20 protein-coding genes are annotated in these 25,020 nt (G+C 59.3%); 15 read left to right on the forward strand and 5 right to left on the reverse strand.

The genetic code is table 11. The features are described from left to right. The first annotated feature begins 57 nt into the window (after positions 1–57). The 8 genes from HPY65_06125 (at position 58) to HPY65_06160 (ending at position 12,265) form a co-directional block, all read left to right on the forward strand. On the forward strand, positions 58–576 hold the full coding sequence (locus HPY65_06125) for a PH domain-containing protein (protein ID NPU84048.1): 519 nt from the start codon (positions 58–60) through the stop codon (positions 574–576). 279 nt (positions 577–855) lie between these two features. Then, on the forward strand, positions 856–1,863 hold the full coding sequence (locus tag HPY65_06130; protein NPU84049.1) for an aldo/keto reductase: 1,008 nt from the start codon (positions 856–858) through the stop codon (positions 1,861–1,863). 801 nt (positions 1,864–2,664) lie between these two features. Continuing rightward, positions 2,665–6,462 carry a PAS domain S-box protein gene (locus HPY65_06135; GenBank protein ID NPU84050.1) on the forward strand — a complete coding sequence of 1,266 codons (3,798 nt, stop codon included), beginning with the start codon at positions 2,665–2,667 and terminating at the stop codon, positions 6,460–6,462. A gap of 387 nt (positions 6,463–6,849) precedes the next feature. Beyond that, positions 6,850–7,812 carry a DctP family TRAP transporter solute-binding subunit gene (locus tag HPY65_06140; protein ID NPU84051.1) on the forward strand — a complete coding sequence of 321 codons (963 nt, stop codon included), beginning with the start codon at positions 6,850–6,852 and terminating at the stop codon, positions 7,810–7,812. Then, positions 7,812–8,336 (forward strand): TRAP transporter small permease, encoded by a 525-nt coding sequence (locus HPY65_06145; protein ID NPU84052.1) that lies wholly within the window; start codon positions 7,812–7,814, stop codon positions 8,334–8,336. Before HPY65_06140 ends, HPY65_06145 begins: the two co-directional genes overlap by 1 nt. Positions 8,337–8,339: 3 nt before the next feature. Continuing rightward, positions 8,340–9,623 (forward strand): TRAP transporter large permease, encoded by a 1,284-nt coding sequence (locus HPY65_06150; GenBank protein NPU84053.1) that lies wholly within the window; start codon positions 8,340–8,342, stop codon positions 9,621–9,623. A gap of 600 nt (positions 9,624–10,223) precedes the next feature. Next, a complete protein-coding gene (locus HPY65_06155) occupies positions 10,224–11,255 on the forward strand; it encodes a thiamine pyrophosphate-dependent dehydrogenase E1 component subunit alpha (GenBank protein ID NPU84054.1) in 1,032 nt (343 codons plus the stop codon). After that, positions 11,252–12,265 carry a pyruvate dehydrogenase gene (locus tag HPY65_06160; protein NPU84055.1) on the forward strand — a complete coding sequence of 338 codons (1,014 nt, stop codon included), beginning with the start codon at positions 11,252–11,254 and terminating at the stop codon, positions 12,263–12,265. Before HPY65_06155 ends, HPY65_06160 begins: the two co-directional genes overlap by 4 nt. Before the next feature lie 255 nt (positions 12,266–12,520). Here HPY65_06160 and HPY65_06165 read toward each other — a convergent pair whose 3' ends face one another. The 3 genes from HPY65_06165 to HPY65_06175 are packed head-to-tail and all read right to left on the reverse strand — an operon-like array spanning position 12,521 to position 15,055. Then, entirely contained in the window at positions 12,521–13,441 is a 921-nt protein-coding gene (locus HPY65_06165; protein ID NPU84056.1) for a sugar kinase, read from the reverse strand. A 10-nt stretch (positions 13,442–13,451) separates the two neighbouring features. Further along, a complete protein-coding gene (locus tag HPY65_06170; protein ID NPU84057.1) occupies positions 13,452–14,297 on the reverse strand; it encodes a cysteine dioxygenase family protein in 846 nt (281 codons plus the stop codon). After that, positions 14,294–15,055 (reverse strand): epoxyqueuosine reductase, encoded by a 762-nt coding sequence (locus tag HPY65_06175; protein ID NPU84058.1) that lies wholly within the window; start codon positions 15,053–15,055, stop codon positions 14,294–14,296. The genes HPY65_06170 and HPY65_06175 overlap by 4 nt, the downstream gene beginning before the upstream one ends. Before the next feature lie 163 nt (positions 15,056–15,218). On the opposite strand from HPY65_06175, the gene HPY65_06180 reads away from it, so the two are divergent. Then, positions 15,219–16,187, forward strand: coding sequence for a rhomboid family intramembrane serine protease (locus HPY65_06180; GenBank protein ID NPU84059.1), 969 nt, complete (start codon positions 15,219–15,221; stop codon positions 16,185–16,187). A gap of 40 nt (positions 16,188–16,227) precedes the next feature. Here HPY65_06180 and HPY65_06185 read toward each other — a convergent pair whose 3' ends face one another. After that, entirely contained in the window at positions 16,228–17,061 is an 834-nt protein-coding gene (locus tag HPY65_06185) for a nitroreductase (protein NPU84060.1), read from the reverse strand. A 75-nt stretch (positions 17,062–17,136) separates the two neighbouring features. Between HPY65_06185 and HPY65_06190 the strand changes: the two genes are divergently transcribed. Continuing rightward, positions 17,137–18,588 (forward strand): MFS transporter, encoded by a 1,452-nt coding sequence (locus HPY65_06190; GenBank protein NPU84061.1) that lies wholly within the window; start codon positions 17,137–17,139, stop codon positions 18,586–18,588. On the opposite strand, the gene HPY65_06195 is transcribed toward HPY65_06190, so the two are convergent. Beyond that, positions 18,570–19,043 (reverse strand): hypothetical protein, encoded by a 474-nt coding sequence (locus tag HPY65_06195; GenBank protein ID NPU84062.1) that lies wholly within the window; start codon positions 19,041–19,043, stop codon positions 18,570–18,572. The two genes, HPY65_06190 and HPY65_06195, sit on opposite strands and share 19 nt — an antisense overlap. A gap of 271 nt (positions 19,044–19,314) precedes the next feature. On the opposite strand from HPY65_06195, the gene HPY65_06200 reads away from it, so the two are divergent. The 5 genes from HPY65_06200 to HPY65_06220 all read left to right on the forward strand — a co-directional run bounded on the left by HPY65_06200 (position 19,315) and on the right by HPY65_06220 (position 25,009). Further along, positions 19,315–19,725: a MarR family transcriptional regulator gene (locus HPY65_06200; protein ID NPU84063.1), complete on the forward strand. Its 411-nt coding sequence runs from the start codon at positions 19,315–19,317 to the stop codon at positions 19,723–19,725. Positions 19,726–19,797: 72 nt separating this feature from the next. Next, a complete protein-coding gene (locus HPY65_06205; GenBank protein NPU84064.1) occupies positions 19,798–21,321 on the forward strand; it encodes a hypothetical protein in 1,524 nt (507 codons plus the stop codon). A 14-nt stretch (positions 21,322–21,335) separates the two neighbouring features. Next, positions 21,336–22,004 (forward strand): acetate--CoA ligase family protein, encoded by a 669-nt coding sequence (locus tag HPY65_06210; protein ID NPU84065.1) that lies wholly within the window; start codon positions 21,336–21,338, stop codon positions 22,002–22,004. A 385-nt stretch (positions 22,005–22,389) separates the two neighbouring features. Further along, complete coding sequence (locus tag HPY65_06215; protein ID NPU84066.1) at positions 22,390–23,019, forward strand: TetR/AcrR family transcriptional regulator; 630 nt, start codon at positions 22,390–22,392, stop codon at positions 23,017–23,019. Between the two features lie 124 nt (positions 23,020–23,143). Then, on the forward strand, positions 23,144–25,009 hold the full coding sequence (locus HPY65_06220; protein ID NPU84067.1) for an acyl-CoA dehydrogenase: 1,866 nt from the start codon (positions 23,144–23,146) through the stop codon (positions 25,007–25,009). Positions 25,010–25,020 lie beyond the last annotated feature (11 nt).

Consider the following 25,020-nt stretch of genomic DNA (forward strand, 5'->3'; position numbering starts at 1 on the left):
GGGCGTATCCATTGCAATCGGGTGGACAAATTGTCTGAGCAAGAGACGGCCCGAGCGATGCCAGCCTATGCTGCCAGGCTGTTGGAGCCTCTTGAAGGAGTCCGCTACCTCACGCGGCCCCGCCTGCTGTCGCTGGGCATGCTTGTGGTTATGACCGCGGTGGTTCTCGGTCTGGTTGTATTCTCGATCGTCGTGGAACCGGGGTTCATCCGACTGCTGAGCCTTCCCGCATTTCCGCTTCTGGGCGGCCTTATCGCCTCCCTGATGCACGCTCCGGTGATTTTCGTGACGGACCGCCGCATCGTATTCGCACGCCGTTTTCTGAAACCGCTGTCCCTCGGACTCGAACGGCTGGAGGCAACTCAAGTCCGGCAGAACCCGCTGGGGCGCCTGCTCGGCTACGGCGAACTGAATCTGCTCTTCCAACCTCCCCAGGATCTCGGCGAAGGAATCTTCCTCCGGTTCACGCTGTCCAAGCTTCCCGATGCCGCCTCTCTCAACTCGGCAATATCCGTCTCCGCCGATGCCTTCAAGAAGAACGTGGCGGCGGATGGTTCGTTTCCTGCGGGCCTGTGAAGCCGCCGAGCAGGTGCGTCATATGAATCGGCTGAAGACTACACCCCTGCGGTGGAATCAATCTGATGCAGGTTCATGATGTCTCGCATCGGCGGTGCGCCGAACAGGCGGCTGTACTCACGGCTGAACGGGGAAGGACTCTCATAGCCGAGCTGGAACGCCGCAGACGCTGCATCCATTTGAATGAAAATCCGTAGAGCGGGAAAAATGATACGCTCCGGATTCGAGATGATGTGGGCCGATCCAAAAGAATGATCGGAGAAAGAAAGGAGGCAGGAAATGCAAAAGCGCATATTGGGAAAAAGCGGCCTGGAAGTATCAGCTGTCGGACTCGGCTGTATGGGAATGAGTTTTTCCTATGGTCCGCCCAAGGATAAGAAGGAGATGATCTCTCTTCTTCAGGCAGCCGTGGAGCGCGGCGTAACGTTCTTTGATACGGCGGAAGTCTATGGCCCGCTCGCGAACGAAGAACTCGTAGGCGAAGCCCTCGCTCCATTCCGCGGGCAGGTGGTCATTGCCACCAAGTTCGGGTTCGACCTGGATCCCGGGTTTGATCCCAGGGGGATGAAGGGCTCGCCGGGCCTGAACAGTCGGCCGGAGCACATCAGGCAGGCCGTCGAAGGATCGCTCGGGCGGCTCAAGGTCGAGACGATCGATTTGCTTTATCAGCATCGCGTTGATACGAACGTGCCGATTGAGGACGTGGCGGGGGCGGTGAAGGACCTGATTCAGGAAGGAAAAGTCAAGCACTTCGGCCTGTCCGAAGCGGGCGTGCAGACCATCCGTCGTGCGCACGCCGTTCAGCCGCTGACCGCCCTCCAGAGCGAATATTCGCTGTGGACGAGAGGCCCTGAGAAGGAGGTGCTGCCGGCCCTGGAGGAACTCGGCATCGGTTTCGTTCCCTACAGCCCGTTGGGCAGGGGCTTTCTCACGGGAAAGATCGACGAACACAGTACGTTCGACCGTTCCGACTTCCGCAACACGCTCCCTCGATTTACGCCGGAGGCGCGGAAAGCGAATCAGGCCCTGATCGATGTGATCGGCAGCATGGCGGAGCGGAAGAAGGCAACGTCTGCTCAGATAGCGCTCGCCTGGCTGCTCGCCCAGAAGCCGTGGATTGTTCCAATCCCGGGTACCACAAAGCTGGAGCGCCTGGACGAGAACATCGGGGCTGTGGCAGTCAAACTCACGTCCGACGATCTCTGCGAGATCGACGGCGCCACCGCAAAGATCATGGTGCAAGGGGCCCGGTACCCGGAAAAAATGGAGCAAATGACCGGTCGCTGAGCGGTATGCATGAGAGTCGCCATCCAATGATTGAGAGGCTCCTGCCCGAAAGCATTGTGCGGCAACATGAAGAAACATGTTCTGTATGACAGACTGATGATCAAGGAAACCGAGGCGCCGCAGGGTAGCATACGCGTGACCTGGCTCGGAACGGCCGGCGTTTTTATGACCGACGGGAAAACGGGAATCCTGATCGACCCTTATGTGAGCAGGTTCAGCCTCGGCAGGGTTGCGTTCCAATCGCCCCTGCGCCTTTTTTTTCCCCGATCATTCCATTTCTTCTGTAATCCTCCATTTTGCCAATCGCCTGCTGATGAAAATTTTCGCTAATGAACGTCCAGAATTCTCAGAAGGACGCCGGGCGGGGCAAATCCTTTAAAGTGCTGTACGGTGGAGTTCCGTTGACAGATTACATAAAGACGGCAATAGAAAGTGATTTCCAGAAGTTGAGCATTCCAAAAATCTACTGATAATAAATCTTTCTACTCATAATTGTTATTGTTCAGAAAGAAGATGGAGCGAACACATGCGCGCCTTCCGTTTATTATGTCTGTATGGGATTTTAAGATAACGTGACAGGCGAGGACGATTGTGATCTATGTCATTAATGTCATAATTGAATTCCCGTTGACGAAGTTGAAGAACTATGAAAATTCTCCGTGATATAAAGAATAAAATACCTAATTATTTAGTCTAGCTAATGGTTGGATTCTAGCAAAGCCTTGTTAAGCTGCTCAGACTTCTCCTTTTAATGGGTCCAGGTTTTTCCTGACCTGTAAATACAGCTCAAGGTACTTTCAGATGAACATGTACGATTTGACCACCAGACTGTTTTCCCACCGGAAGTGGCCGCTTTATCTGTTCTTTATCATTACCTTGATGTCCCAGTTATTTACGGCACTTATGAATGTCATCAACAGTGTGGTCTGGTGGGGACGCATCGATCTCGATCTTATTCTGATCGGATGCATCGATTCATTCGTCGTCACATCACTGATCGCCCCTGTGGCAATTTACTTGATTCGGCACTCCTTTAACCTCGAAGAGGTGAATCGAAGCCTGAAGTGGGAGATCGATGATCGAATCAGGGTTGAAGAGGCACTGAAGCAAGCCGAAAAGCATTTCAAAATCGTGACGGATAACTCGGCGGATGTCATCTGGATGATGGATACCGACCTTCGTTTTACTTATGTAAGTCCGGCAATCGAAAAACTGACGGGGTACCCCCTGGAGGAATACTTAACCAAGCCGCATCAGGAGATCATCGCACCCGCCGATTTCAACCTGCTCATGACCATCCTGGCCGAAGAGTCGGAAATTGAGAAATTGCCGGAAAAAGATTTGTTCCGCGCACGGACCATTGAAGTTGAAGAGATTCGCAAAGACGGCTCGAGAATATGGGTTGAACTGAGGATAACCGGCATTCGGGATGCCGATGGGACGCCCATCGGCTTGTTGGGTTTCTCTCGGGATATCACGGAACGCAAAAAAGTAGAGAATGAGTTGAAGGCGAGCGAAGAAAAATTCAGGTTTCTTGCCGAAAAAATGAGCGATGTCATCTGGACCGTCGATAATAATCTCCGTCTTGTCTACGTCAGCCCGTCCATCGAAGGAATGCTCGGATTTACCGTAGAAGAACACCTGGGCAGGAGCATCGACGAGCAGGTAACCCCGGCGTCCATGTCCATCATTCAGGGTACCATTGCCAGAGAGCTTGCCTTGGAAAAAGAGGGCAAAGAGGACCCGGACAGGACCGTTACCCTCGAGCTGGAATTCTACCATAAGAACGGCACAACACGATGGGTTGAGCAGGCGGTAAGCGGAATTCGTAACGAGAGAGGTGCTGTTACAGGGTTCTATGGCGTTGGCCGCGACATTACGGATCGCAAGCGCACAGAAGAAATCCTCAGGCAAAGCGAAGCGAAATATCGGCTGATCACGGAAAAAATGAATGACGCGATATGGACTTCCGATCTGGGGCTGCGTCTCACCTACGTAAGCCCGTCGGACGAGAGGCTTTACGGCTTCACCGCAGAGGAGAGGCTGAATCAGAGTTTTGATGAAATGCTTACCCCCGCTTCTATGGAAAAAGCCCTTGAAACGCTGTTGCAGGAGTTGGCCCGTGAAGAGGCGGGTCAGGCCGATCCCAACCGCACGATCTCCCTCGAATTGGAATATTACCGAAAAGACGGCTCGACGATCTGGGTGGAATCCATTGTCAGCGCGATGCGGGATGAAAAGGGGGTGGCCATCGGCCTGCACGGCGTGGATCGCGACATAACCGAACGCAGGCGGGCGGAACAGATTCTTCGGGAAAGCGAGGAGCGTTACAAGAACTTTGTCGAAAAATCATTTGCAGGCGTCTACCTCGTTCAAGATGGAATCTTCTTGTTTCTGAACGATACTGCAGCCGCAATTGCCGGCTATATGCCGCAAGAGTTGATCGGCAGAAAGTCGGACAGTCTGGTCCATCCGGAAGATCGGGCAACGATTAAGGAAAAAGTAAAGAAGATGCTCCGTGAAGAGGAGTTGTCTCCGTATGAATTCAGGATCGTAACGAAAGAGGGACAGGTCCGTTGGGTCATGGAGACGGTCACGTCCATTCAGTACGGCGGCAGGAGGGCCATCCTGGGCAATTCGATGGACATCACCGATCATAAGCGATCGGAGGCGGATCGGGACAAGGCTGAGTATCTTTACCGGACCCTGGCTATGCATGCACAGTCGGCGGTATTTATTATCCAGGAAGGGCGTTTTCGTTTCGTCAATCGTTACGTGAGTGCTTATTCCGGGTACGAAGAATCGGAATTGATGGGCATGGATCCCGTATGCCTGGTTCATCCGGACGATAGGGCGATTGCCAGAAGCAACGCTGTCCGAATGATCAAGGGAGAAATATTGGCGCCTTACGAGTTCAGAATTGTATCCAAAAACGGGGACATCCGGTGGATCCTCGAAGTGTGCACACCCATCGAACTCGATGGAAAGCCCGCTGTTCTCATGAATTCAATGGATTTTACGGAGCGCAGGTATGCCGAAGAGATGTCGCGCCAGTCCGAAGAGAAGTTTTCAACCATCTTCATGACGGCGCCGGACTGCATCGCCATTACGAGGATCGAGGATGGGCTGATCACGGAAGTCAACTTGGGATTCGAAGAAATTACGGGATGGGGCCGAAGCGAAGCCGTAGGAAAGACCTCCCTGGAAATCGAGTTCTGGGTTGAGGAGTCGGCAAGAGATTTCATGGTGGAAGAACTGAAGGCGGGCTGTGAGATCATGCACAGGGAATTCCTCTTCCGCCGAAAGGACGGATTGGTGCGGAACGGCATATATTCCGCCCGCCCCATCAATGTATCGGGCGAGCGATGCCTTGTCTTCATTCTGCAGGATATGACGGATCGGTTGCGATTGGAGGATGAGCGACAAAAGCTTGAACAGCAGCTGGCAAAAGCCCAGAAGCTGGAAGCAATCGGAACGCTGGCTGGCGGCATTGCCCACGACTTCAACAATCTGCTCATGGGCATACAGGGACATGCGTCGCTGATGAAAATCGACCTTGAATCCTCCAGCGGCCACCATGCACGCCTCAGGCACATCGAGGAACTGGTGATGAGCGGCTCGGATCTGACAAACCAGCTCCTCGGCTTTTCCCGGGGCGGCAGGTATGCGGTCAGGCCGACGGTCATGAATGACATCGTTGAGAAGACCTCGGGCATGTTTGGAAGGACCCGGAAGGAAATCATCATTCACAAAAAGTTCAGGGAAGATCTCTGGACTGTGGAAGTGGACTGGTCCCAGTTGGAGCAGGTTTTCATGAACCTCTACGTGAACGCCTGGCACGCCATGCCGGGAGGTGGGGAGATCCTCCTGGAGACAGACAACATACTCCTGAAGGAGAACGAAATCCTTGCCCTTCCTCCTGGAAAATATGTGAGGATAACTGTCAGTGACACGGGAACGGGAATGGACGCCCAAACCCGGGAACGGATCTTTGAGCCCTTTTTTACGACAAAGGGAATGGGGCGCGGGACCGGGCTGGGATTGGCCATGGTATACGGGATCATTTGCGGGCATGGCGGTTTTATCGATGTCATGAGCACGCCCGGCCAGGGGACGACGTTTCATATTTACCTGCCGGCGACGGAGAAAGCCGTCGTCAAGGAGCAGGCCACATCAGAGAAGGAGGCTCCCAGAGGAACCGGGACGGTGCTTCTGGTGGATGACGAAGCGATGGTTCTGGACGTTGCCGGGGAGATGCTGCAACACCTTGGATACCGGATCCATCGTGTGGGCAGCGGCCAGGAAGCCTTGGCCGTTTATCATGAAAAGAAGGATGAAATCGACCTGGTCATCCTGGACATGATCATGCCGGGAATGCAGGGCGGAGATACCTTTGATCGCTTGAGAGAAATCAATCCGCAGGTCAAAGTCATCCTGTCCAGCGGTTACAGCATCGACGGCCAGGCACAGGGAATCATTGAAAGGGGCTGCAACGGCTTTATCCAGAAACCCTTCATGCTGGAACAACTGGCCTCGAAGGTCAGGACCATTCTGGACCAGCCCGACCCGAGCAAGCCCTCCCATCTTCAGACTGTATAATCGGACAGGGACTTTCGGGATTTCGCGGGATCGTTCTCATAACACGACATGGGATTCGGGAAGCGGCTTTTTTCTTATCGCCACCATTGAATCCGTAGTCGTCAAATCTGAGTAATGCTTCTTCCTGTACGGTTGATTTTTTTCATCCGTCCACAACTCGCACATCACTTCACCCGGAAATCGTGTGTGAGCATCATCCCGACAACGGCATCTTGCACTCCGGCATCCCAACGAGATAAAGACCTCCACACCCTTCCCGCAATCATCATCATGGCATTCAACATGTGCCGTCCAGGTTTCCGTTGACACGAAATGTTGTCGTATCTTATGGTTCTGCCACAAAAAATACTTTTTGGAGGGCAACTAATTACAAGGAGGGAAAGACGGATGAAGAGATTGCTGTCATGCTTGATGATAGTGGTGTTCACCTTGGCCGGATCCGCATTTGCCATGGAAATCAAGTTTGCGCACGTGGTGAACGAGAAAGACGCTTTTCAAGTGGCGGCAGTGAAGTTCAAGGAACTCGTGGAGAGCCGCTCCCAGGGCGCTCTTACCGTCAACATCTTTCCCAACGCGAAACTCGGAGACGAACGCACGCTTCTGGAACGGATGAAGATGGGCATCGTCGATGCGGGAATCATCACCAGCGGTCCGATTATCAATTTCGTTCCTTCCTTTGGGGTGATCGATCTGCCTTTCCTTTTCCGGGATCCCAAACACGCTTACAAAGTCCTGGACGGAAGCATCGGACAGAAACTGATGGCTGATCTGGAATCCCAGGGCTGGAAGGGTCTGGCCTTCGGCGAGAGGGGATTCCGCAACCTGACGAACAGCAAGCACCCCGTGAATACCCCCAAGGACATCAATGGTTTGAAGATCCGGGTCATGCAGAATCCGGTCTATGTTGATTCTTTCAAGGCGCTGGGAGCCAATGCCGTGCCGATGGCCTGGACGGAGGTCCTCACGGCGCTTCAGCAGGGGACGGTGGACGGGCAGGAGAACCCCCTCAATGTCATCATGGCTTTCAAACTGTACGAAACGCAGAAATATTTGAGCATCACGCGCCACGCCTATGCTCCCGCCCCCATCATCATGAGCATGAGCACCTGGAAAAAGCTCACCCCCGCCCAGCAGGGAATCGTCAAGAAAGCCGCTCAGGAAGCGGCCGAGTACGAGCGAGCCTGGGACAACCGGATGGAGGCGGGCTGGCTGAAGGAGCTCAAGGCGAAAGGCATGGTCGTGGCGACGCCGGACTTGAAGCTCTTCCGCAAGGCCGTCAAGCCGGTCTATGACCAGTACACGCCCAAATATGGAAAAGGCCTGATCGAGTCCATCCAGAACACGAAGTGATGGAATCCGTGACGGCGTCGGAGCGGAAACGGGGAGAGGGGGCGGCAACCGCCTCCTCCCGCCTTTTGCAGTTGAGCGACCGGATCAACGGCTGGAGTGAAAAACTCCTGTTTGTGCTGATGCTGGCCATGATCTTTTTCACCACGATCCAGGTCGTCTTTCGGGTCCTCTTCACCGCATTTTCCTGGACCGAAGAGATCACCTGCTTCCTCCTGTTCTTCGCATCCCTGGTGGGAACCTCCGTGGCATTCAAGAGAGGCGCCCACATTGCCGTGACGTTCATCGTCCAGCGCCTTCCCGGAGCAGGGCAAAAGGCCCTGGCGATTGGGGTTCATCTCCTCGGGATCCTTTTCTTCGCTGTCATTGCAATTTACGGAACCCTGCTCATGGGGACCGAATCCCAACAGCTGTCTCCAGGCCTGCAAATTCCGATGCTCTGGATCTATATCGCATTTCCCGTCATGGGTGCGGTGATCATCCTCCACCTTCTGGCCGGGATCCGGCAGACAATCGGGAAGGCCTGAGTCATGGGCTGGATCCTGTTCGGAAGCTTTTTCTTCCTCCTGCTCGTCGGCGTTCCCGTCGGACTGGCGGTGGGCCTCTCCGCACTCATCATCTTTGTGGTTTCAGGCATTCCCCTGCAGATGGTGCCCCAGACCTTCTTTGAAGGAAGCAGCTCCTATGCCCTGGTTGCGGTTCCCTTTTTCATCCTTGCCGGAGACATTCTGGCCCGGGGAGGCATCTCGGAGCGGATTCTGGCCATCGCCGAAGCGACCATCGGGCGAATCCGGGGGGGCCTCGGAATCGTGGCCACATGTGCGTCCATGTTTATCGCCGCGATTTCCGGTTCGGGGGCGGCGACCACGGCGGCAGTGGGCGCATCGCTCCTGCCGGAGATGAACAAGAAAAAATACGACACGGATTTTTCCGCAGCCCTCATCGCTTCCTCCGGATCCATTGGTGTCGTCATCCCGCCCAGCGTCCCCATGGTACTTTATGCGGTCATCGCCGGGGAATCCGTAGCCAAGCTCTTCCTGGGAGGCTTTATTCCGGGAACACTGATGGGCACAGGCCTGATCGCCTATGCCGTCTGGTATTCGAACAGGCAGGGCTATCCCGCCAGCGAAAAGCTGCCGACCCGAATGGTCGTCCGGCGTTTTTTCGATTCCCTCTGGGGGCTTGTGACCCCCGTGATCATTCTGGGCGGGATTTTTGCGGGCTATTTCACCCCTTCGGAAGCGGCTGCCATCGCCGTTGATTATACGCTGCTCATCGCCTGGCTCGTCTACAGGACCCTGACCTTCCGGCGGTTTTATGAACTGGTGGTCGGCGCAGGGGTCACGTCCGCCCTGATCATGTTCATCATCGGCACCGCGAAAATTTTCGGTTGGGGGCTTGCCTTCTATGAAATCCCCGAAGCCGTTGCCAGATCCATGGTCGTCATTGCGGGAAACAGCTCTCTTCTGATCTACCTGATGATCAACGTCATTATCCTGATCGCCGGTTTTTTCATGGAGACGGCGTCCGCCCTGATCATTTTGACCCCCATCTTTCTTCCCCTGATTGCCGCCGTCGGCGGGGACGCCATCCATTTCGGCGTGATCATGACGATCGGCCTGGCCATCGGCATGGCGACCCCACCCATGGCCATCAACATTTTCGTGGCCAGTGCGATCAGCAGCCGCTCTCTGGAGCAGATCAGCAGGGCAATCTGGCCCATGGTCATCATTCTCATCGCCGTGCTTCTGATCTGCACCTATTTCCCCTGGTTTGTCATGGTCCTGCCGAAGGCCTTCATGGGCGTGCAATAAAAGACGCCTGTCCCTCCATGATCCGTGTTAAAAAATCTTTCGCTTTTTGCACTGCCGGAAGCCGTTCCGGCAGTGCATGGCGCACATCCACTTGGAGAATGGCCGTTTTGAAGAGTTCCGTTTCGATGGAACGACGGGGGCGACGACGATCCCGGTTCGGGACATGAACCCCACATGTCGATTCCATGCGGTGTCAATCCGCCGGACGGAACGGGAATTCCAGCCGCCATGACGTTATTGTCTCCGGTTTTCTAAAACCATGCAATCTCCGAATGGACGGGTGTCGACGCCGGCGACACGTCCTGCAGGGTGGACCGGCTTTCAGAATATTGGAGCTACCCTTTTAAGAGTGGTGCTTGAAGCCGTAGTTTTTTGTCATTTAGCAGACCGTCAAGACTCCTTCCTGAAAGCGCTGACTGGCCATACTTCATTTGTATCGTAGCTTTCTCAAGCAAATGATGGTACTCGGGAACTGGCATGAACAACGTTGACTGATCTAAGACCCATCTGACCCTGCCAGGTGGCGAAATGGGATGGTAAATGCAAACCCCGTTCCTCGTAAGAGTGCGGGGTTTATTATTTAAGATCAGACAGGAGATTATGATGCTGCCCGATTTATGGTCACTTTATGCGCTGATGTTGAAAAGCCGCTTGTTTGAAGAAGTTATCGCAAAACTCTGGCATGACGGCTTGATCTCGGGTGAGATGCACCTGGGCACGGGTGAAGAAGCGATTATTGCGGGTGTTGTTGCCCAGTTGCGTGAAGGTGACGCCATGGCCTTGGATCATCGCGGCACTGCGGCACTGCTCATTCGCGGTGTGGACCCTGTCCTGATTCTTCGCGAACTGCTTGGATGTCCGGACGGGCTGTGCGGAGGCATGGGCGGGCATATGCACCTGTTCTCTAAAGAGCATCTGGCTGCTTCTTCAGGGATTGTTGGTGCAGAAGGACCCACCGCAGCCGGGTTTGCAATCGCAGCACAATATTCGAATCCGGGTGCGGTCGCCGTTGCTTTCTTTGGGGACGGAGCGATGAACCAGGGCATGTTGATGGAATCGATGAACCTGGCTTCTGTGTGGAACTTGCCGGTTCTATTTGTCTGCAAGGACGACGGCTGGGCCATAACCACCCAGTCTGCCAATATGACCGGCGGTAATTTGAACGAACGCGCGCAAGGATTTGGCATTCCGGCTGTTGAAGTGGACGGTCGCGATGTATTTGCGGTATGGGCCGCCGCAAATGCCGCCATCGAACGCGCCCGTTCCGGTCAGGGACCAACGTTCTTGAAGGCCCGCTGTGTGCATTTCGAAGGACACTTTTTGGGCTTTCAACTGATACGGATCGCACGCAATCCGCTCAAAGAAATGCCCGAAATTGCCCTACCGCTGACAAAATCATTCTTGCGTTTGACGGGTGCCACCATGCGTGAACGCTCGGCAGGGCTGAAAACCGTTATGGCGTCCGTGCTCTCAACCCTACGCGACCCACGACGGGATCCAACCAATGATCCCGTGCCACGTGCCCGTGCCTCCTTACAGTCGGACCCGGAGCGTTTGCGGGAACTGGAAGACCAAATCGAGAAAGATGTGAGTGACATCGCAGCATCTGCGTTGGTGGAGGTGGCGTCATGAGAACAATGTTTTTCTCACAGGCCATAGATGACGCGCTTGCACAGGCCATGGCGGATGACCCGCGCATCATACTTTTTGGTGAGGATATCCCCTTGCTGAGACGTGACCTCCTTGTACGATTCGGACCCAGGCGCGTGCGAGGGACTCCTATCAGCGAAAGCGCATTCCTGGGGGCAGGCGTAGCCGCCGCGATGGCTGGATTGCGCCCGGTCGTTGAAATGTATATGGTGGATTTCCTGGGTGTATGCATGGATGCCCTGCTCAACCATGCGGCCAAAGTGGAAGCATTTTCAGGCGGAAAATGGACTGCGCCTGTGGTGGTCCGTGCTCCCTGTGGCGGCGGCTATGGAGATGGGGGGCAGCACGAGCAGTCTCTATGGGGATGGCTGGCTCACATCCCGGGGTTATCCGTAGTTGTTCCCTCCACTCCTGCTGACGCGGGGGGACTATTGCTGGCCGCTTTACAGCTTGATGGTCCTGTCATCTTTCTGGAACACAAGTTGCTCTCAGAGACCTGGCTGGAATTTTTGGGTTCCGGGGGACGACGTACCGTACAGTATGATGTGCCTGCAAATGGAGCGAAGGGAGTCGTGCCCAGAAGATGGGAGCCACTCCCCATTGGCAAAGCCATGGTCCGACGAACCGGAAACGATGTGACCATCGTGAGCGTGGGCGTGGGTGTACACCGTGCTCTCCAAGCAGCTGAGGCTGCAGAGCGGGAAGGAATATCAGCAGCGGTATTGGACTTGCGAACGATCTCTCCTCTTGACAGGACGACCTTATGTGAAATGGTCACCCAGACAGGACGTCTCCTGGTCGTGGATGAAGATTACGAGGGATTCGGCCTGTCGGGCGAACTGGGAGCAGTAGCACTGGAGGCGGGCATCTCATTCAAGTATGCCCGAGTGTGCACACAGACAACCATACCTTATACCCGCGAACGTGAAGACCAGGCTCTGCCAAACGTGAAACGGATCTGTTCTGCAATTGTTCAGCTTGCCGGGGAATGACGAGGGGGGTATCTGACGGGTGTGAACACCTATGAGAAACTGTTCAAACTATAAATTGCAGTGAGTATTTCAATCAGAAACCTGCAACCAGAGTGAAGATACGATTTCGTGGATAAATAGGTGAAATCAGATTAGGGACGTTCCCCCAAGAGATGTCACAGGAATCATCTCCCTTATGACTTGGACGACGCTGAAGCCACTTCAGGATCAATGATTTCTGGAGACCTTCACGGGCAGGTTCTATAGATCGCAACGTCACCGATATCCCGCCGCCCGGACCTGGCGGAGCGTCGGGATTCCCGCCCGGCCGCCGAGGCGGCGGCTCACCCGGGCGGCGGCCCAGGCGCCGAAGTCGAGGGAGCGTGCGTGCTCCCAGCCGTTCAGGAGGCCGTAGACGAATCCGGCGTGGAAGACGTCGCCGCAGCCCGTGGTGTCCACCGCCCTGGCCGGCCAGGCGGGCTTCCGGACGATCCGCCCGTCGAGAAGGGCGGCATATCCCTCTGCGCCCAGGGTGACGGCGACGAGACCCGGCCCCAGGGCCGACATCTGCTTCAGGGCCTCCCGGGGGAAGTCGTCCCCTGCCAGGGCGCGGCCGAAGGTCTCCGAGGCGATGAAGCAGTCGCTCCGTCTCGCCAGGTCCAGCATTCCCTCCCGGAGGGTCCCCGCATCGACCACGACCGGGATTCCCGCCTTCCGGGCCTCGTGCGAGGCGAAAAGGGCGGCCTCGATGAACAGGCCGTCGGTGTGGAAGGCGTGGGCCCGCCGGAGTTTCTCCATGTCCACCTCGTCGGGGAGGAGGGGATTGCCGGTGGGACGCTGCCAGAAGATGGTGCGGCGGCCTTCCCGGGCCGGTTCGGCGAAGATGAAGGCGTGCTGGGAGAGGGCGCCCAGGCGGGTGAGGAGTCCGGCCGTGTCGATGCCCTCGGCACGGAGGGACGCGCGGATGGCATCGCCGGCTGCATCGTCGCCGACGACCCCCGCGAAGGTGCAGGCGATTCTCCAGCGGGACAGGGCTGCCAGGGCCGTGGCGACGGGTCCGCCCCCCTGGACGGTCAGTCCGGAAAACTCGCATTTCACATCCGGCGGCGGGTAGGCTGCGATCCTTCCCAGGGCATCCAGGGAGCACTGCCCGAGGCCGAACACGCGATGCTGCGGGGAGGTCGTTTTCCGTCTCATCCGCGAACGGTCAGAGGGGCGGTTCCTGCCGGACCGGCGTTTCCCGGCCGTTGTTCACGGCGGACAGGGCAAGATCGCATTCCCGGCGGATGTGGTCCGGCATGGAGTTCCGGGATGCATGGGTCAGGATCTCCTCCGCCCAGGGCTCCCGGATCGTCCCGAGGGAGCGGAGCAGGAGGACTTCCTTGTAGGTCCGCGGGGGGTAGACCCGCTGCACGGCCTTCTTCTCCGGGTAGAAGTACTGGCTGTAGCCCTTGCGGACGGTCCTCCCGTATACGTTGATCGTGACGGCCACGGTGTCGGTGATGTTTTCCATCTGGTGAATCCCGTCGTCCAGGGGGCGCACCACGGTGATTTCCCGGGGCATCAGGATGCGGTCCGCCGATTCCTCCAGCTCCGCGTATCCCTCCGTGCTCCCGTCGTCAAGGCGCCGGTATTTCCGCTCCCGGACCTTGTTGATGTAAGCCCCGATGATTCCCCATGCGCCGTGGTCGTGGATCGTATCGACGGCACCGGGCTCCCAGATGTACGCCAGGACCATGAACGAGCCGTCGGGATGGCGGTGGAGGGTGATCTCGTTGGGCCAGAGGGAGGGCTTCTGCTCGGCCAGGAGCGCCCGGTCCGTCAGGAGCCGGTGGATGAACCCGGCGAACCATTCGCGGCGGCCCAGGAGCTCCGTCAGGAGCAGGCGCCCCTCGCGAAGGACGGTCGCCGTGTCCTGCTCCGCCTCCAGGAGGCTGTGAAAGAGAGAATTGAACTCGGTCAGATTCATGGGCAGCGAAACCTCCGTCGTTTTCCTGTTCCCGGCGGTCCGCACCGGGGCGGTCCGGATCATGCCGATCCGGCTTTTTCTCATGGAGTCCCGTACCGCCGGATGTGGGTCCAGGAGCGGTATCGCGGATCGTTCGGATCCGCCGCCAGCGCCTCGGCCTCCTGGCGGTACTTTTTCATAATCCCTTTTTCCCGATAGAGTTTGCGGTCTTCCCCGATGGGGCAAACCTTCGTGCAGATCCCGCAGGGGTAACAGCGGCGGCGGGTCAGCTCCTCCGCCATTTCCAGGCAGGCGGGCATGTCGTAGTCGCCGACGATCCGGTCCTTCCGGAGGGTGATGGCCTTCTTGGGGCAGCAGTCGGCGCAGGCGCCGCAGCGGATGCAGAGGTCTTTTTCCAGGGGGGCGTCGGCGGGCAGGTCGGCCGACGTGAAGATCGAGACGAAGCGGACCCGGGGACCGAACGTCGGGGTCAGGAGACAGTGGCTCGCCCCGACGGTTCCCAGTCCGGCGTAGTAAGCCGCCATGACGTGGCTGAAGGCCGCCACGGGCCTTTCATGGAAAGGCTTCAGGCTGCTGAAGCCGTCCCGGGGAAAAAAGAAGGATGCCGCCCCCAGGCGATTCAGGAGCATGGTGAGATCGTAGGCCAGAAGGTCCAGCTTCCGGTTGACCGTGCGGTACAGCTCCATGTGGACGATGGAGGGAGTCGTTTCCACCATGGGTAGAGGCATTCCCAGGCCGAGCACGATGACGCTCCGGGCGGGGGTCCAGAGGGCGGCCGGGCGGAAGTCCGGCGGGACGCGCCCGTCTTCATCCCAGCGTTCCGCCGGGGCGATTCCGACCATGTCGACGCCGACGTCCCGGCAGAATTGGATGACGATCTCTTTCAGGGCCTGGGGTTCCAAGGGGAAGTCTCGATTTCCGTTGCAATTCAGGGAACTCTAATCTATTTTGCCTGCGGTGTAAACGTCGAAGTCCGACCGTTCCGGAAGAAACCAGGCCGATTCCATGATCCCCATCCGCGATTCCGTCCGCTCCCGTCGCTTCCCGGCCGTCAACACGGCCCTGATCGTTCTCAACGTCGCCGTGTTCCTGCTGGAGGTTCTGCAGGGAGGAGCTCTGGAATCTTTCATGATGACCTGGAGCCTGATTCCGGCCCGGCTCACCGATCCGTCCCTGGCGGCCTACTTTACCGGGGTCCACCAGGCACTGACGTTCGTCACCTACATGTTTCTCCACGGCGGCTTCTGGCACCTGCTGGGCAACATGTGGTTTCTTTACATCTTCGGCGACAATGTGGAAGACCGGCTGGGCCATCCCCGGTACCTCCTGTTTTACCTTCTGTGCGGGGTCGCCTCCGGGGTGATCCATTTCCTGTCGGCACCGGGATCGCCCATGCCCACGGTGGGCGCCAGCGGGGCCATCGCCGGCGTCATGGGGGCCTATCTCGTCCTCTATCCCCGGGCACGGGTCCTGACGCTGATCCCGATCATCATCTTTCCCTGGTTCGTCGAGATTCCCGCCTTTGTCTTCCTGGGGATCTGGATCCTCATCCAGTTCCTGAGCGCCACCCTGACCGCCGGCCAGGTTTCCGGCGTGGCGTGGTGGGCTCATGTGGGCGGATTCGTCGCGGGCATCGTTTTTCTGAAGATGCTGCTCCTGCTCCCCGAGACGGGGGTGTCCCGGAAACTGGGCGAGACCACCGTCCGGGAGCGCAGCCCGCGCCTTCAGAAAACCGCTGCCGTGGCGGGGGAGGAGGAGGGAAATCTCCTGGGCATCCTGGAGATCACCCCCCGGGAGGCCCGGGAGGGGGCTAAAAAGGTCGTGACGGTCCGGAGCGGCCTCCGGGACCGGCTGATCCGGGTGGCGGTACCGCCGGGTGTCCGGGACGGGACGGTCCTGCGCCTGCGGGGAAGGGGGGCGCAGGGGGAAACGGACGGGCGCGGCGATCTGCTCCTGACGATCCGCGTGTCCTGAGCGCGGGCCGCCGATGGGACGGGCGTCAGAAGCTTGCCGCTTATTTCCAGGTGGCGATGTATTCTGTTCCGGGACCCGCCGGCGGGGACGTCTCGACGATCCATCCCCCGTCCAGGCCGAGTTCCCGGGCCGCCGCCTCGAAGTGGCACATGGCGATGCCCAGGTCGACATTCTGGAGGCGGACGCCGCCGGGGAGATCCCCATACAGGGGCGTCCGTTTCAGAAACAGGTGGTGATCCGCTTCCCGGCGGAGGATGCGCCAGGGCTGCTTGTTCGACGCCGACGGACCGAGCCGGACGCATTCGAGCGCCTCGGCCCAGGGGCCCGCCTCTTCGCGCTCCAGGGGACGGTCCCAGGACTCCAGGAAGAAAAGGTCCTTCCATGGCTTCCGTTTGTCCGACGAGGCGACGTAACGGAAGATCCGGTCCATCAAGGTGCGTTTTCCCGCCGGATAGCCCACCGGGGTCACGGCGGGAATGATTTCACCCTTCGCGAGGGCCATGGCGGAGGCGAACCCGCTCCGGCTGAAGGTGCCCCCGAGCCAGCAGGTTCCCAGGCCCCGCCCGGTTGCAAGGAGGATCATCGTCTCCATGGCGTGGCCGAAGTCCTCCATGGCGCGCCCCCCGGCCGATACCGCGCCGGCGAGGAAGGTCCGGGCGCCCCGGACGACGCCGTAGGTCCCCAGACGGCGCATTTCCACGGGATTCCCGCCGTCGAGGTCGAGCAGGGCGAAGCGGACCCGGTTTCCGAAAGGCGTTCGGGGGACCTCCGCCAGAACGTGTTTGAGCGCATCGGCGTCCATCGGATCGAGTGGCCGCCCGTCGTAAGAACGGCAGGAGACACGCCTGCCGATGATCTCGATCATGGATGCCATCACAACCTCCGGGATTACAGGCGCCGCCGGGGTGCCGAACCGGCCGGATCCGGCCGGGGAAAGCGATGAACCAGCGTGTCGGAAAAAGCGGAAAGAAGAAAGTACTATCCCGTCATTATCTGCATCGCCTTTGCCGTTTTCATGGTGCGCCTGGACGGCTACATCGTCAACATCTCGCTGCCGACCATCGCCCGGTATTTCCAGGTGGGCACCACAGAGGTGTCGTGGATCGTCCTGATCTACCTCCTGGTCATGACCGGCTGCATGCTGATCCTGGGGAAACTCGGCGACCGGTTCGGCCTGAAACGGATCTTTCTCTTGGGCTACCTCGTCTTTTCCGTCTCGTCGTTCTTCTGCGGCCTCGCCCCGACGATCCTTACCCTCGACCTGGCCAGGGCCGTCCAGGGGATCGGCGGCGCCATGATGATCGTCAGCGCCTTCGCGATCGTCTCCAGGCTCCTTCCGGAGCATCTCACCGGCTGGGCCTTCGGCGTGTGCTCCATCGCCAACTCGCTGGGTATCATGGCCGGTTCCCCGCTGGGGGGCTTCATCACGGGATTTTTCTCCTGGAAGTGGATCTTCCTCATCAACGTTCCAATCGGGCTTCTGGCCCTGTTCCTGTCCTGGAAAATCCTGCCGGCCATCGAGCCCGACCGCCATGCCGGGGCGAAGGCCCCGTTTGACGTCTCCGGTTCGGTGCTGAGCTTCCTCTTCTTCACCACGCTGGTCTATGGATTCAGCATGGGACAGGAGGAGGGATGGGGCTCGCCCCTCATCCTCGGCTCCTTCGCGGTCGCGGTCGCGTCCCTGGGGGCCTTCTGGGTGCGGGAAAAGCGGGCCGCCGATCCGGTCCTCCGTTTCAGCCTGCTGGCCAGGCGGGACTTCGGCTTCGCCGTGGTGACCACCTTTCTGGCGATGATGCTCCTGGCCGGGGGTAATTTCCTGATGCCCTTCTACCTGGAGCTGACGAAGGGGCTGGCCCCGGAGGCGGTAGGCGCCGTCATCATGATCTACTCGATTGTGTACATGCCCATCGGGCCCTACTCGGGACGCCTCTCGGACCGTGTCGATCCGGCCCGGATCTGTGTCGCTGCGACGTTCCTCTGCCTGGCGACCTGCCTTGTGTTCGCCTTCACCCTGTCCCGTCCCGGGCTGCTGCCGGCGGTCCTTTTCCTGGTACTCCTGGCGGTGTCCTACGGCCTCTTCTTCGCTTCGAACAACCACCTCGTCATGAGCCTCGCCCCGCGGGATTCCCAGGGCGTCGCCTCGGGTCTCTACACCACCCTCATGAATGTGGGCATGCTTCTGGGCATCTGCCTGTTCGAGACAGTCTTCTCCGGGTCTCTGCCGGAAGGCGTCTCCATCCGCCATCTGACTCCCGAAGAGGCCCGCCTTGTCTCCGGCCCGCTCCTTTCCGCCTTCCGGAACGCATTCCTGGCCGGCGGCGCGGTGTGTGCCCTGGCGTTTCTCTCCTCCCTGGTGACCCTGCGTGCCAAGCGGAACCGTGTTCAGGCGGACGGGATGTGAACCTGGCGGGTCAGGTTGTGTTCCTCGCCGAGGCGGCGGGCCAGGGCCATGAAGGCGTCCGGCAGCGGCAGGTCACGCTCGAGCATCAGGATGCCCAGGTCCCTTGCCTGCACGAGGAGCCGCGGGTCGTCAAATCCTTCCCGGCTGTCGCAGAGGAACTGGATCCTGAGCGCATCCGTGAGCGGGATTTTCATTTCCGGATATTCCACGGCGAGCCGTTTCATCTCCGCCCGGATCTTTGACCGGTTGTCCCGGGAGAAGGAGAGAAAGGGCTCCTCCCGGTTCGGTGTTCCGAAAATTTCATTGACGACGGCGCCGGCCAGTTTGCTCGCCTGGTCGTCGTCCAGCGAACAATCCCCTTCGACGAGCCCTTCCTTCAGGATCCGGTAGAGCACCATCTTGACGATGTGAATCCCTTCCCGGAGGACGGGGACGATTTTGCTTTCCGCGTTCATGATTCCATCCCGAAAAATTTCTTCGACCCTTATCATGGGAAGGCGCCCCGCACAATCCCGGCAAGCTGTTGAAAAAGCCGTCTGCGGCGTTCTCCCCGTCCGGCCCTTGCATTCGAAAACCACCCTCCCTTGCGTCCGTGCCCCGAAGATGTCGCCCGGACATGCGGATCTGCAGAACCCGGGAGTATGTCGGAGCGGAAACGATTTGCCCTTGACACGAAGGGACGTTTTTTATATCTCGTATGCAAGACATCGAAAGGGGGCGGGAGCTTTGCATTACGAAGACGTCATCCTGTTCATCCTGGCGAAGGCCAACCAGCGGGTCCACAGCCGGTTCAAGCCCATGTTCCAGCGTTACGGCCTCACGCCCATGCAGTCCCTCGTTCTCACCGCTCTCTTCCAGGACGAGGGGCTCCCGGCGGGGGAAATCGGCCGGCGGCTCGTCCTGGACAGTGCCACCCTCTCGGGCGTCCTGGCCAGGATGGAGGAGGGCGGGTGGCTCATCCGGAGCACGCCAGACGGGGACCGGCGGGTCACGAATCTCCACCTGACGGAGAAAGCCATCGGCATCCGCGACGCGATGCTGAACGATGTCGAGGCCATGAACAGGGAGGTCCTGTCCGTTTTCAAGCCGGAGGAAAGGCTGCTTCTCGAACGGATGCTGAAGGACCTGTGGTGCTGAAATGTTTTGCCATGAAAGATCGTATACAAGATAAATAGCAGAACGGAAAACAGGACGCAGAAAGGAGGCGGCATGAGAACGGAAAACGGCGGTTCTTCCGGCACTGCGGATCGCGATGCGGTCCGTGCGGGGGGAACGGACTATGAGCGGATCTTCCATCCGCGCCGGGTAGCCGTGGTCGGGGTATCCCCGGGCGGCGGCATCGGTTTCGGGACACGATACCTGACATCCCTCCTGGCCATGGGCTTCGAGGGGGAGGTCTTCCCCGTCAATCCGAAAGGCGGGGAGATCGCCGGGCTGAGCATTCATAAAAACGTGGAGGACATTCCGGGCGAACTGGACCTGATTGTCATCGCCGTGGCCGCGGAGGCGGTCATCCCGATCCTCGAGGCCGGCCGGCAAAAAGGTGCCGCCGGGGCCGTCATCATCACCTCCGGGTTCAAGGAGCTCGGGACCCCCGAGGGGATGGGCCGTGAGGACGAGGTCCGACGGATCGCCGCATCGGGAATCCGGGTGATCGGGCCCAACTGCTTCGGCATCTACTGCCCGAAGAGCGGCCTCACCTTCTTCCCGAATCCCGACCTGTCGCGGGAAAGCGGCCCCGTCGCCTTCCTGTCGCAGAGCGGCGGCCTGGCGAGCGACTTCATGATGACGGGGATGTGGATGGGGCTGCGCTTCAGCAAGGTCGTCAGCTTCGGGAACGGGGCCGACCTGCGGGAGGCGGAGCTCCTGCGCTACCTGGCGGACGATCCGGAGACCGGGGTCATCGCCATGTATGTGGAAGGGGTCCGCGACGGAAGCGAATTTCTGGACGCCCTGAAGGCCGCCTCGGGCAAGAAGCCCGTCGTGATCCTCAAGGGCGGCCTGTCGTCGGCGGGCGGCCGGGCCGTCGTGAGCCACACGGCATCCCTGGGCGGCAGCCGGGTGATCTGGGAGTCCGTTCTCCGGCAGGCCGGAGCGGTCCAGGTGCGGGATCTGCAGGAGATGGCCCAGGCCTGCCTGGCCTTTTCGCTGCTCCCCGGAAAAGTGTACCGCGGCCTTTCCTTCACCGGCGGGGGAGGGGCCCTGGGCATCGCCGCCTGCGACGCCGCGGAGACATTCGGTCTCGAAGCCCCGCCCCTGGGCGCCGATGCGAGGGGCCAGGTCGAGGCCCTGCTGCCCAAGTCGGGTGCGAGCGGCGTCAACCCCGTTGACGTTGCGAATCCCTATGCGCCACCGGTGCTCTTGGAGAAGATTTTCCGTGCCGTGGCCGGCGACAGCCGGATCGATCTGCAGATCCTGATCGTCCTCACCCACCATTTCAAGGGGCTGGCGCAGGACCAGGGCAAGACGGTCGAAGAGGTGTTTCCATACCGGGAGCTGGCAGACCGGATGAAGGCCGTGGCCGTGGAAACGGACAAGCCCGTCGTCTTCGTCCTTCCGAACGCCAAGAGAGGATTCCCCGACATGGACGTCGTGGAGATTCATGCGAAGGTCCGCGAGGCGTTCCTGGAACGGGGACTGCCCGTTTTTGACGAGATCGGGGATGCCATGCGGGCCATCGGGCACGTCAACCGTTACTACGGGTGCTGCTGCGGGAAGGGGGTAGAGTCATGAACAGGGAGCCGGCCATGAAGATCATCGAGGGTGTCCTCGGGGAAGGGCGCAAGGTCCTGTCGGAGTACGAGTCGAAGCGGGTCCTCGAGGCCTGCGGGATCCCCGTGACGCGGGAAGTCCTTGTCGGCGAGGAAAAGGAAGTCCCCAGGGCGGCGGCGGAGATCGGGTATCCGCTCGTCATGAAGGGATGCTCCGCCGAGGTCGCCCACAAAACGGAAAAGGGGCTGATCCGCGTGGATGTCCGGACGAACGCCGAGGCCCTGGCGGCCTTCCGGGAGATCAAGCAAGGTCTGGAGGGCCACAAGGGCGGCGTCCTGATCCAGGAGATGGTCAAGGGGCGCCGCGAACTCGTCATGGGACTGACCCGGGACGGCCAGTTCGGACCCTGCGTCATGTTCGGCCTCGGCGGGATCTTCACGGAGATCCTGAAGGACATCGTCTTCCGGAGAGCCCCCCTCTCCGTGGAGGACGCCATGGCGATGATGCGGGAGATCCGGGCCCACGCGATTCTCGACGCGGTCCGGGGCATGGCGGCGGCGGACCGCGACCGCCTTGCCGATATGCTGATCCGGTTGGGACGGATCGGGCTTGATTTCGGTTCCGTTCAGGAGATCGACCTGAACCCGGTGATTCTCTCCGGGAAAGACCCCGTCGTCGTGGACGCCCTGATCGTCCTGACATAAGCATTGTGCCGCGGCGGGACATGGAGACCGCTCCTACGGCCCCGTGTCCCGCCGCCTTCCCTTCCGTCCACGATCTTGGTCGCTCCTTCGGCTCCGACCGCAATCCACCCCCTGGCTCCTCATCATCGCAAAAGGCGTAATAGCCGGGACCGCTTCATAAGTAGTGGCTCTCAACATATGGAGGCTAATGCGCAACATATGGTGCGTTTGCTTTCCCTTCGAGGAGCAGCCATAAAGATTCGTCAATTAATACAAATTGATAGAAGCTGACCGCCGGTTGGCACCCCTCTTGCAAAAAATACTGCGTTTATTGCGGAATACCGCACAACCTTCACTTGCAGCCATTTGCATACGAACGGCCCGCCTCGGGTTTCAGAACGCTGTGATGGGATTCGAAGAAAGACGACAACGGGAAAAAGACAGCCGCAGAAACTCCATCCTCAAAGCGGCCCGGAGACTCTTCCTGGAGAAGGGTTTCCGGAACGTCACCGTGGAGAGCATCGCCCGGAAAGCCGAATTCAGCAAGGGGTCCATCTACCTTTACTTCTCCGGAAAGGAAGAGATTTACACCCATATCCTGCTAATGGAGATCGGGAAATTCCGGACGAAAATCGATGCGACTTTCGACGAGGGAGGCGAAGCGTCGGCGATCCTCCGGAAGACCGCCGATCTCTACGTGGATTTTTTCCTCACCGAACCGGAGCTGTTCCGGATCCTGATGACGTTCATGCTTCACAGCGACCAGCGGGAGCAGTCCTCCGATCTGAACGACCGGCTGATCCGGACGACCAATGAAGCCGCCGACGGGATCGAAAGAATCTTCCGATACGGAATCGAGCGCGGGGAATTCCGGCCGGACATCCGGCTGCGAACGATCCGCAATGCCGTCTGGGGCCTCCTGAACGGCGCCATATCGCTTCATCTTTATACGGGGCCGGAGTTTGGGAGGCGGGAGCGAATCCTGACGACCGTGCACTCCATGCTGGGTTTTTTCATCGAGGGACTGAAAAGGTGATCGCCGGAGCAGCCGGCGGCGGGAAGCGAAGTTCCGCGGGTTTTGTGTTGAGCCGGCGGGCCGGACGGCGCAGCCGGGCGATCGAGTTGGATAACCATTTTACGAAAGAGGAGGTTCCTGAATCATGGGCAATTCACTGGTGAACATGCGGGATCAGCAGTTCGTGCTCTTCGAGCAGCTCGGGATCGACAAGCTGTTCGCAAGCGAGAAATTCAAGGATTTTTCCAGCGATGACATCCTCATGATGCTCAATGAGGCGGAAAAAATGGCCGTCACCAACATCCTGCCGACCTATGTGGAGAGTGACAAGCAGGGCTGCCACCTGAAGGACGGCAAGGTGACGACGCCCGCGCCCTTCAAGGACGCCTTCAAAAAATTCGTGGAAGGCGGCTGGCTCTGCCCGACGAAATCCCCGGATGTCGGCGGACAGGGTCTGCCAATCTCCGTGGCTACGGCCATGACGGAGCTGTTCGCCTCCGCCAACATCGCGTTCCTCATGTACAGCGGCCTGACCTTCGGGGCGGCCGGCCTCATCGAGCGGTTCGGGACGGAAGAGCAGAAGAAGAAATACATTTACAAGATGTTCGCCGGCGAGTGGTGCGGCACCATGTGCCTCACCGAGCCGGGTGCCGGGAGCGATGTCGGCGCCCTGAAGACGTCGGCCCGCCGGAATCCCGACGGGACCTTCAGCATCACCGGGACCAAGTGCTTCATCTCCGCCGGGGACCATGACCTGGCCTCGAACATCGTGCATCCGGTGCTGGCCCGGATCGAAGGGGATCCCCCGGGGACGCGCGGCATCTCGATCTTCATCGTGCCGAAAATCCGCGTCAACGCCGACGGCAGCCTTGGCGAGCCCAACGACGTCAACACCGGGAACGTCGAGCACAAGATGGGCCTCAAGGGGAACGCCACATGCACCCTGAACTTCGGCGAGGACGGAAAGTGCATCGGCGAGCTTCTCGGCAGGGAGCGGGAGGGCATGCGCGTCATGTTCCACATGATGAACGAAGCCCGCCTCGAGGTGGGCATGCAGGGCCTTGGCCACGCCTCCGCCGCCCTGGAGCATGCGGTCCAGTACGCCAAGGAACGGATCCAGAGCACTCCCGTCTGGGAAATGAAGAATCCCGACGCCAAGGCCGTTGCCATCATCGAACATCCCGACGTTCGGCGCGACCTCCTGTGGATGAAGGCCTACGTGGAGGGGCTGCGGATGATGAACTACTTCACCGCCTGCTGCATGGACCGGGCTGAGGTGGCCGGGACGGATGCGGAGAAGGAGAAATGGCAAGGCTTTGTGGAGCTGCTGACGCCGATCTGCAAGGCCTATTCCTCCGACCGCGGCTTCGAGGTCTGCGGCAAGGCCATCGACGTATACGGCGGCTACGGCTACTGCCAGGAGTACCCGGTCGAGCAGTACCTGCGGGACTGCAAGATCGCCAGCATCTACGAGGGAACCAACGGGATCCAGTCCCTGGACCTGGTGGGCCGGAAACTGGGAATGCGCAAGGGCGCCAACATGATGAACATGCTGGGCGAGATGGGCGCCACGGTCGCCGCGGCGAAGGCCAGCGAGGACCTGAAGGCTTACGCCGGCCGTCTGGAGGAGGCCGTAGGGGCCCTGATGGACCTCACCATGACCTTCGCCTCCCTCGGCAAGAGCGGCAGCTTCCTGATCCCCATTCTCTATGCATCGCCGTTCCTGGACATCATGGGCGATGTCCTGATGGGGCATTTCCTCCTGCAGGCCGCCTCCATCGCCGAGGAAAAACTCAAGGCCATCTATGCGGAAGCGGGAGCGGAGAAATCGAAGGGGCGGCAGCGGGCCCTCGTTCGCGAGAACCGGGACGTGGCCTTCTATACCGGGAAGATCGCCAGCGCGAAGTTCTTCGCCTCGGAGATCCTGCCGACCATCAAGGGGCGGTGCGAGGCCATCAAGATCGGCGACAAGATTGCCCTGGAGATTGCCGACGAATCCTTCTCCGTGTAGGCGGTTTTTAA

It is taken from the genome of Syntrophaceae bacterium (genome assembly GCA_013177825.1).
Taxonomy (GTDB): Bacteria; Desulfobacterota; Syntrophia; order Syntrophales; family PHBD01; genus PHBD01.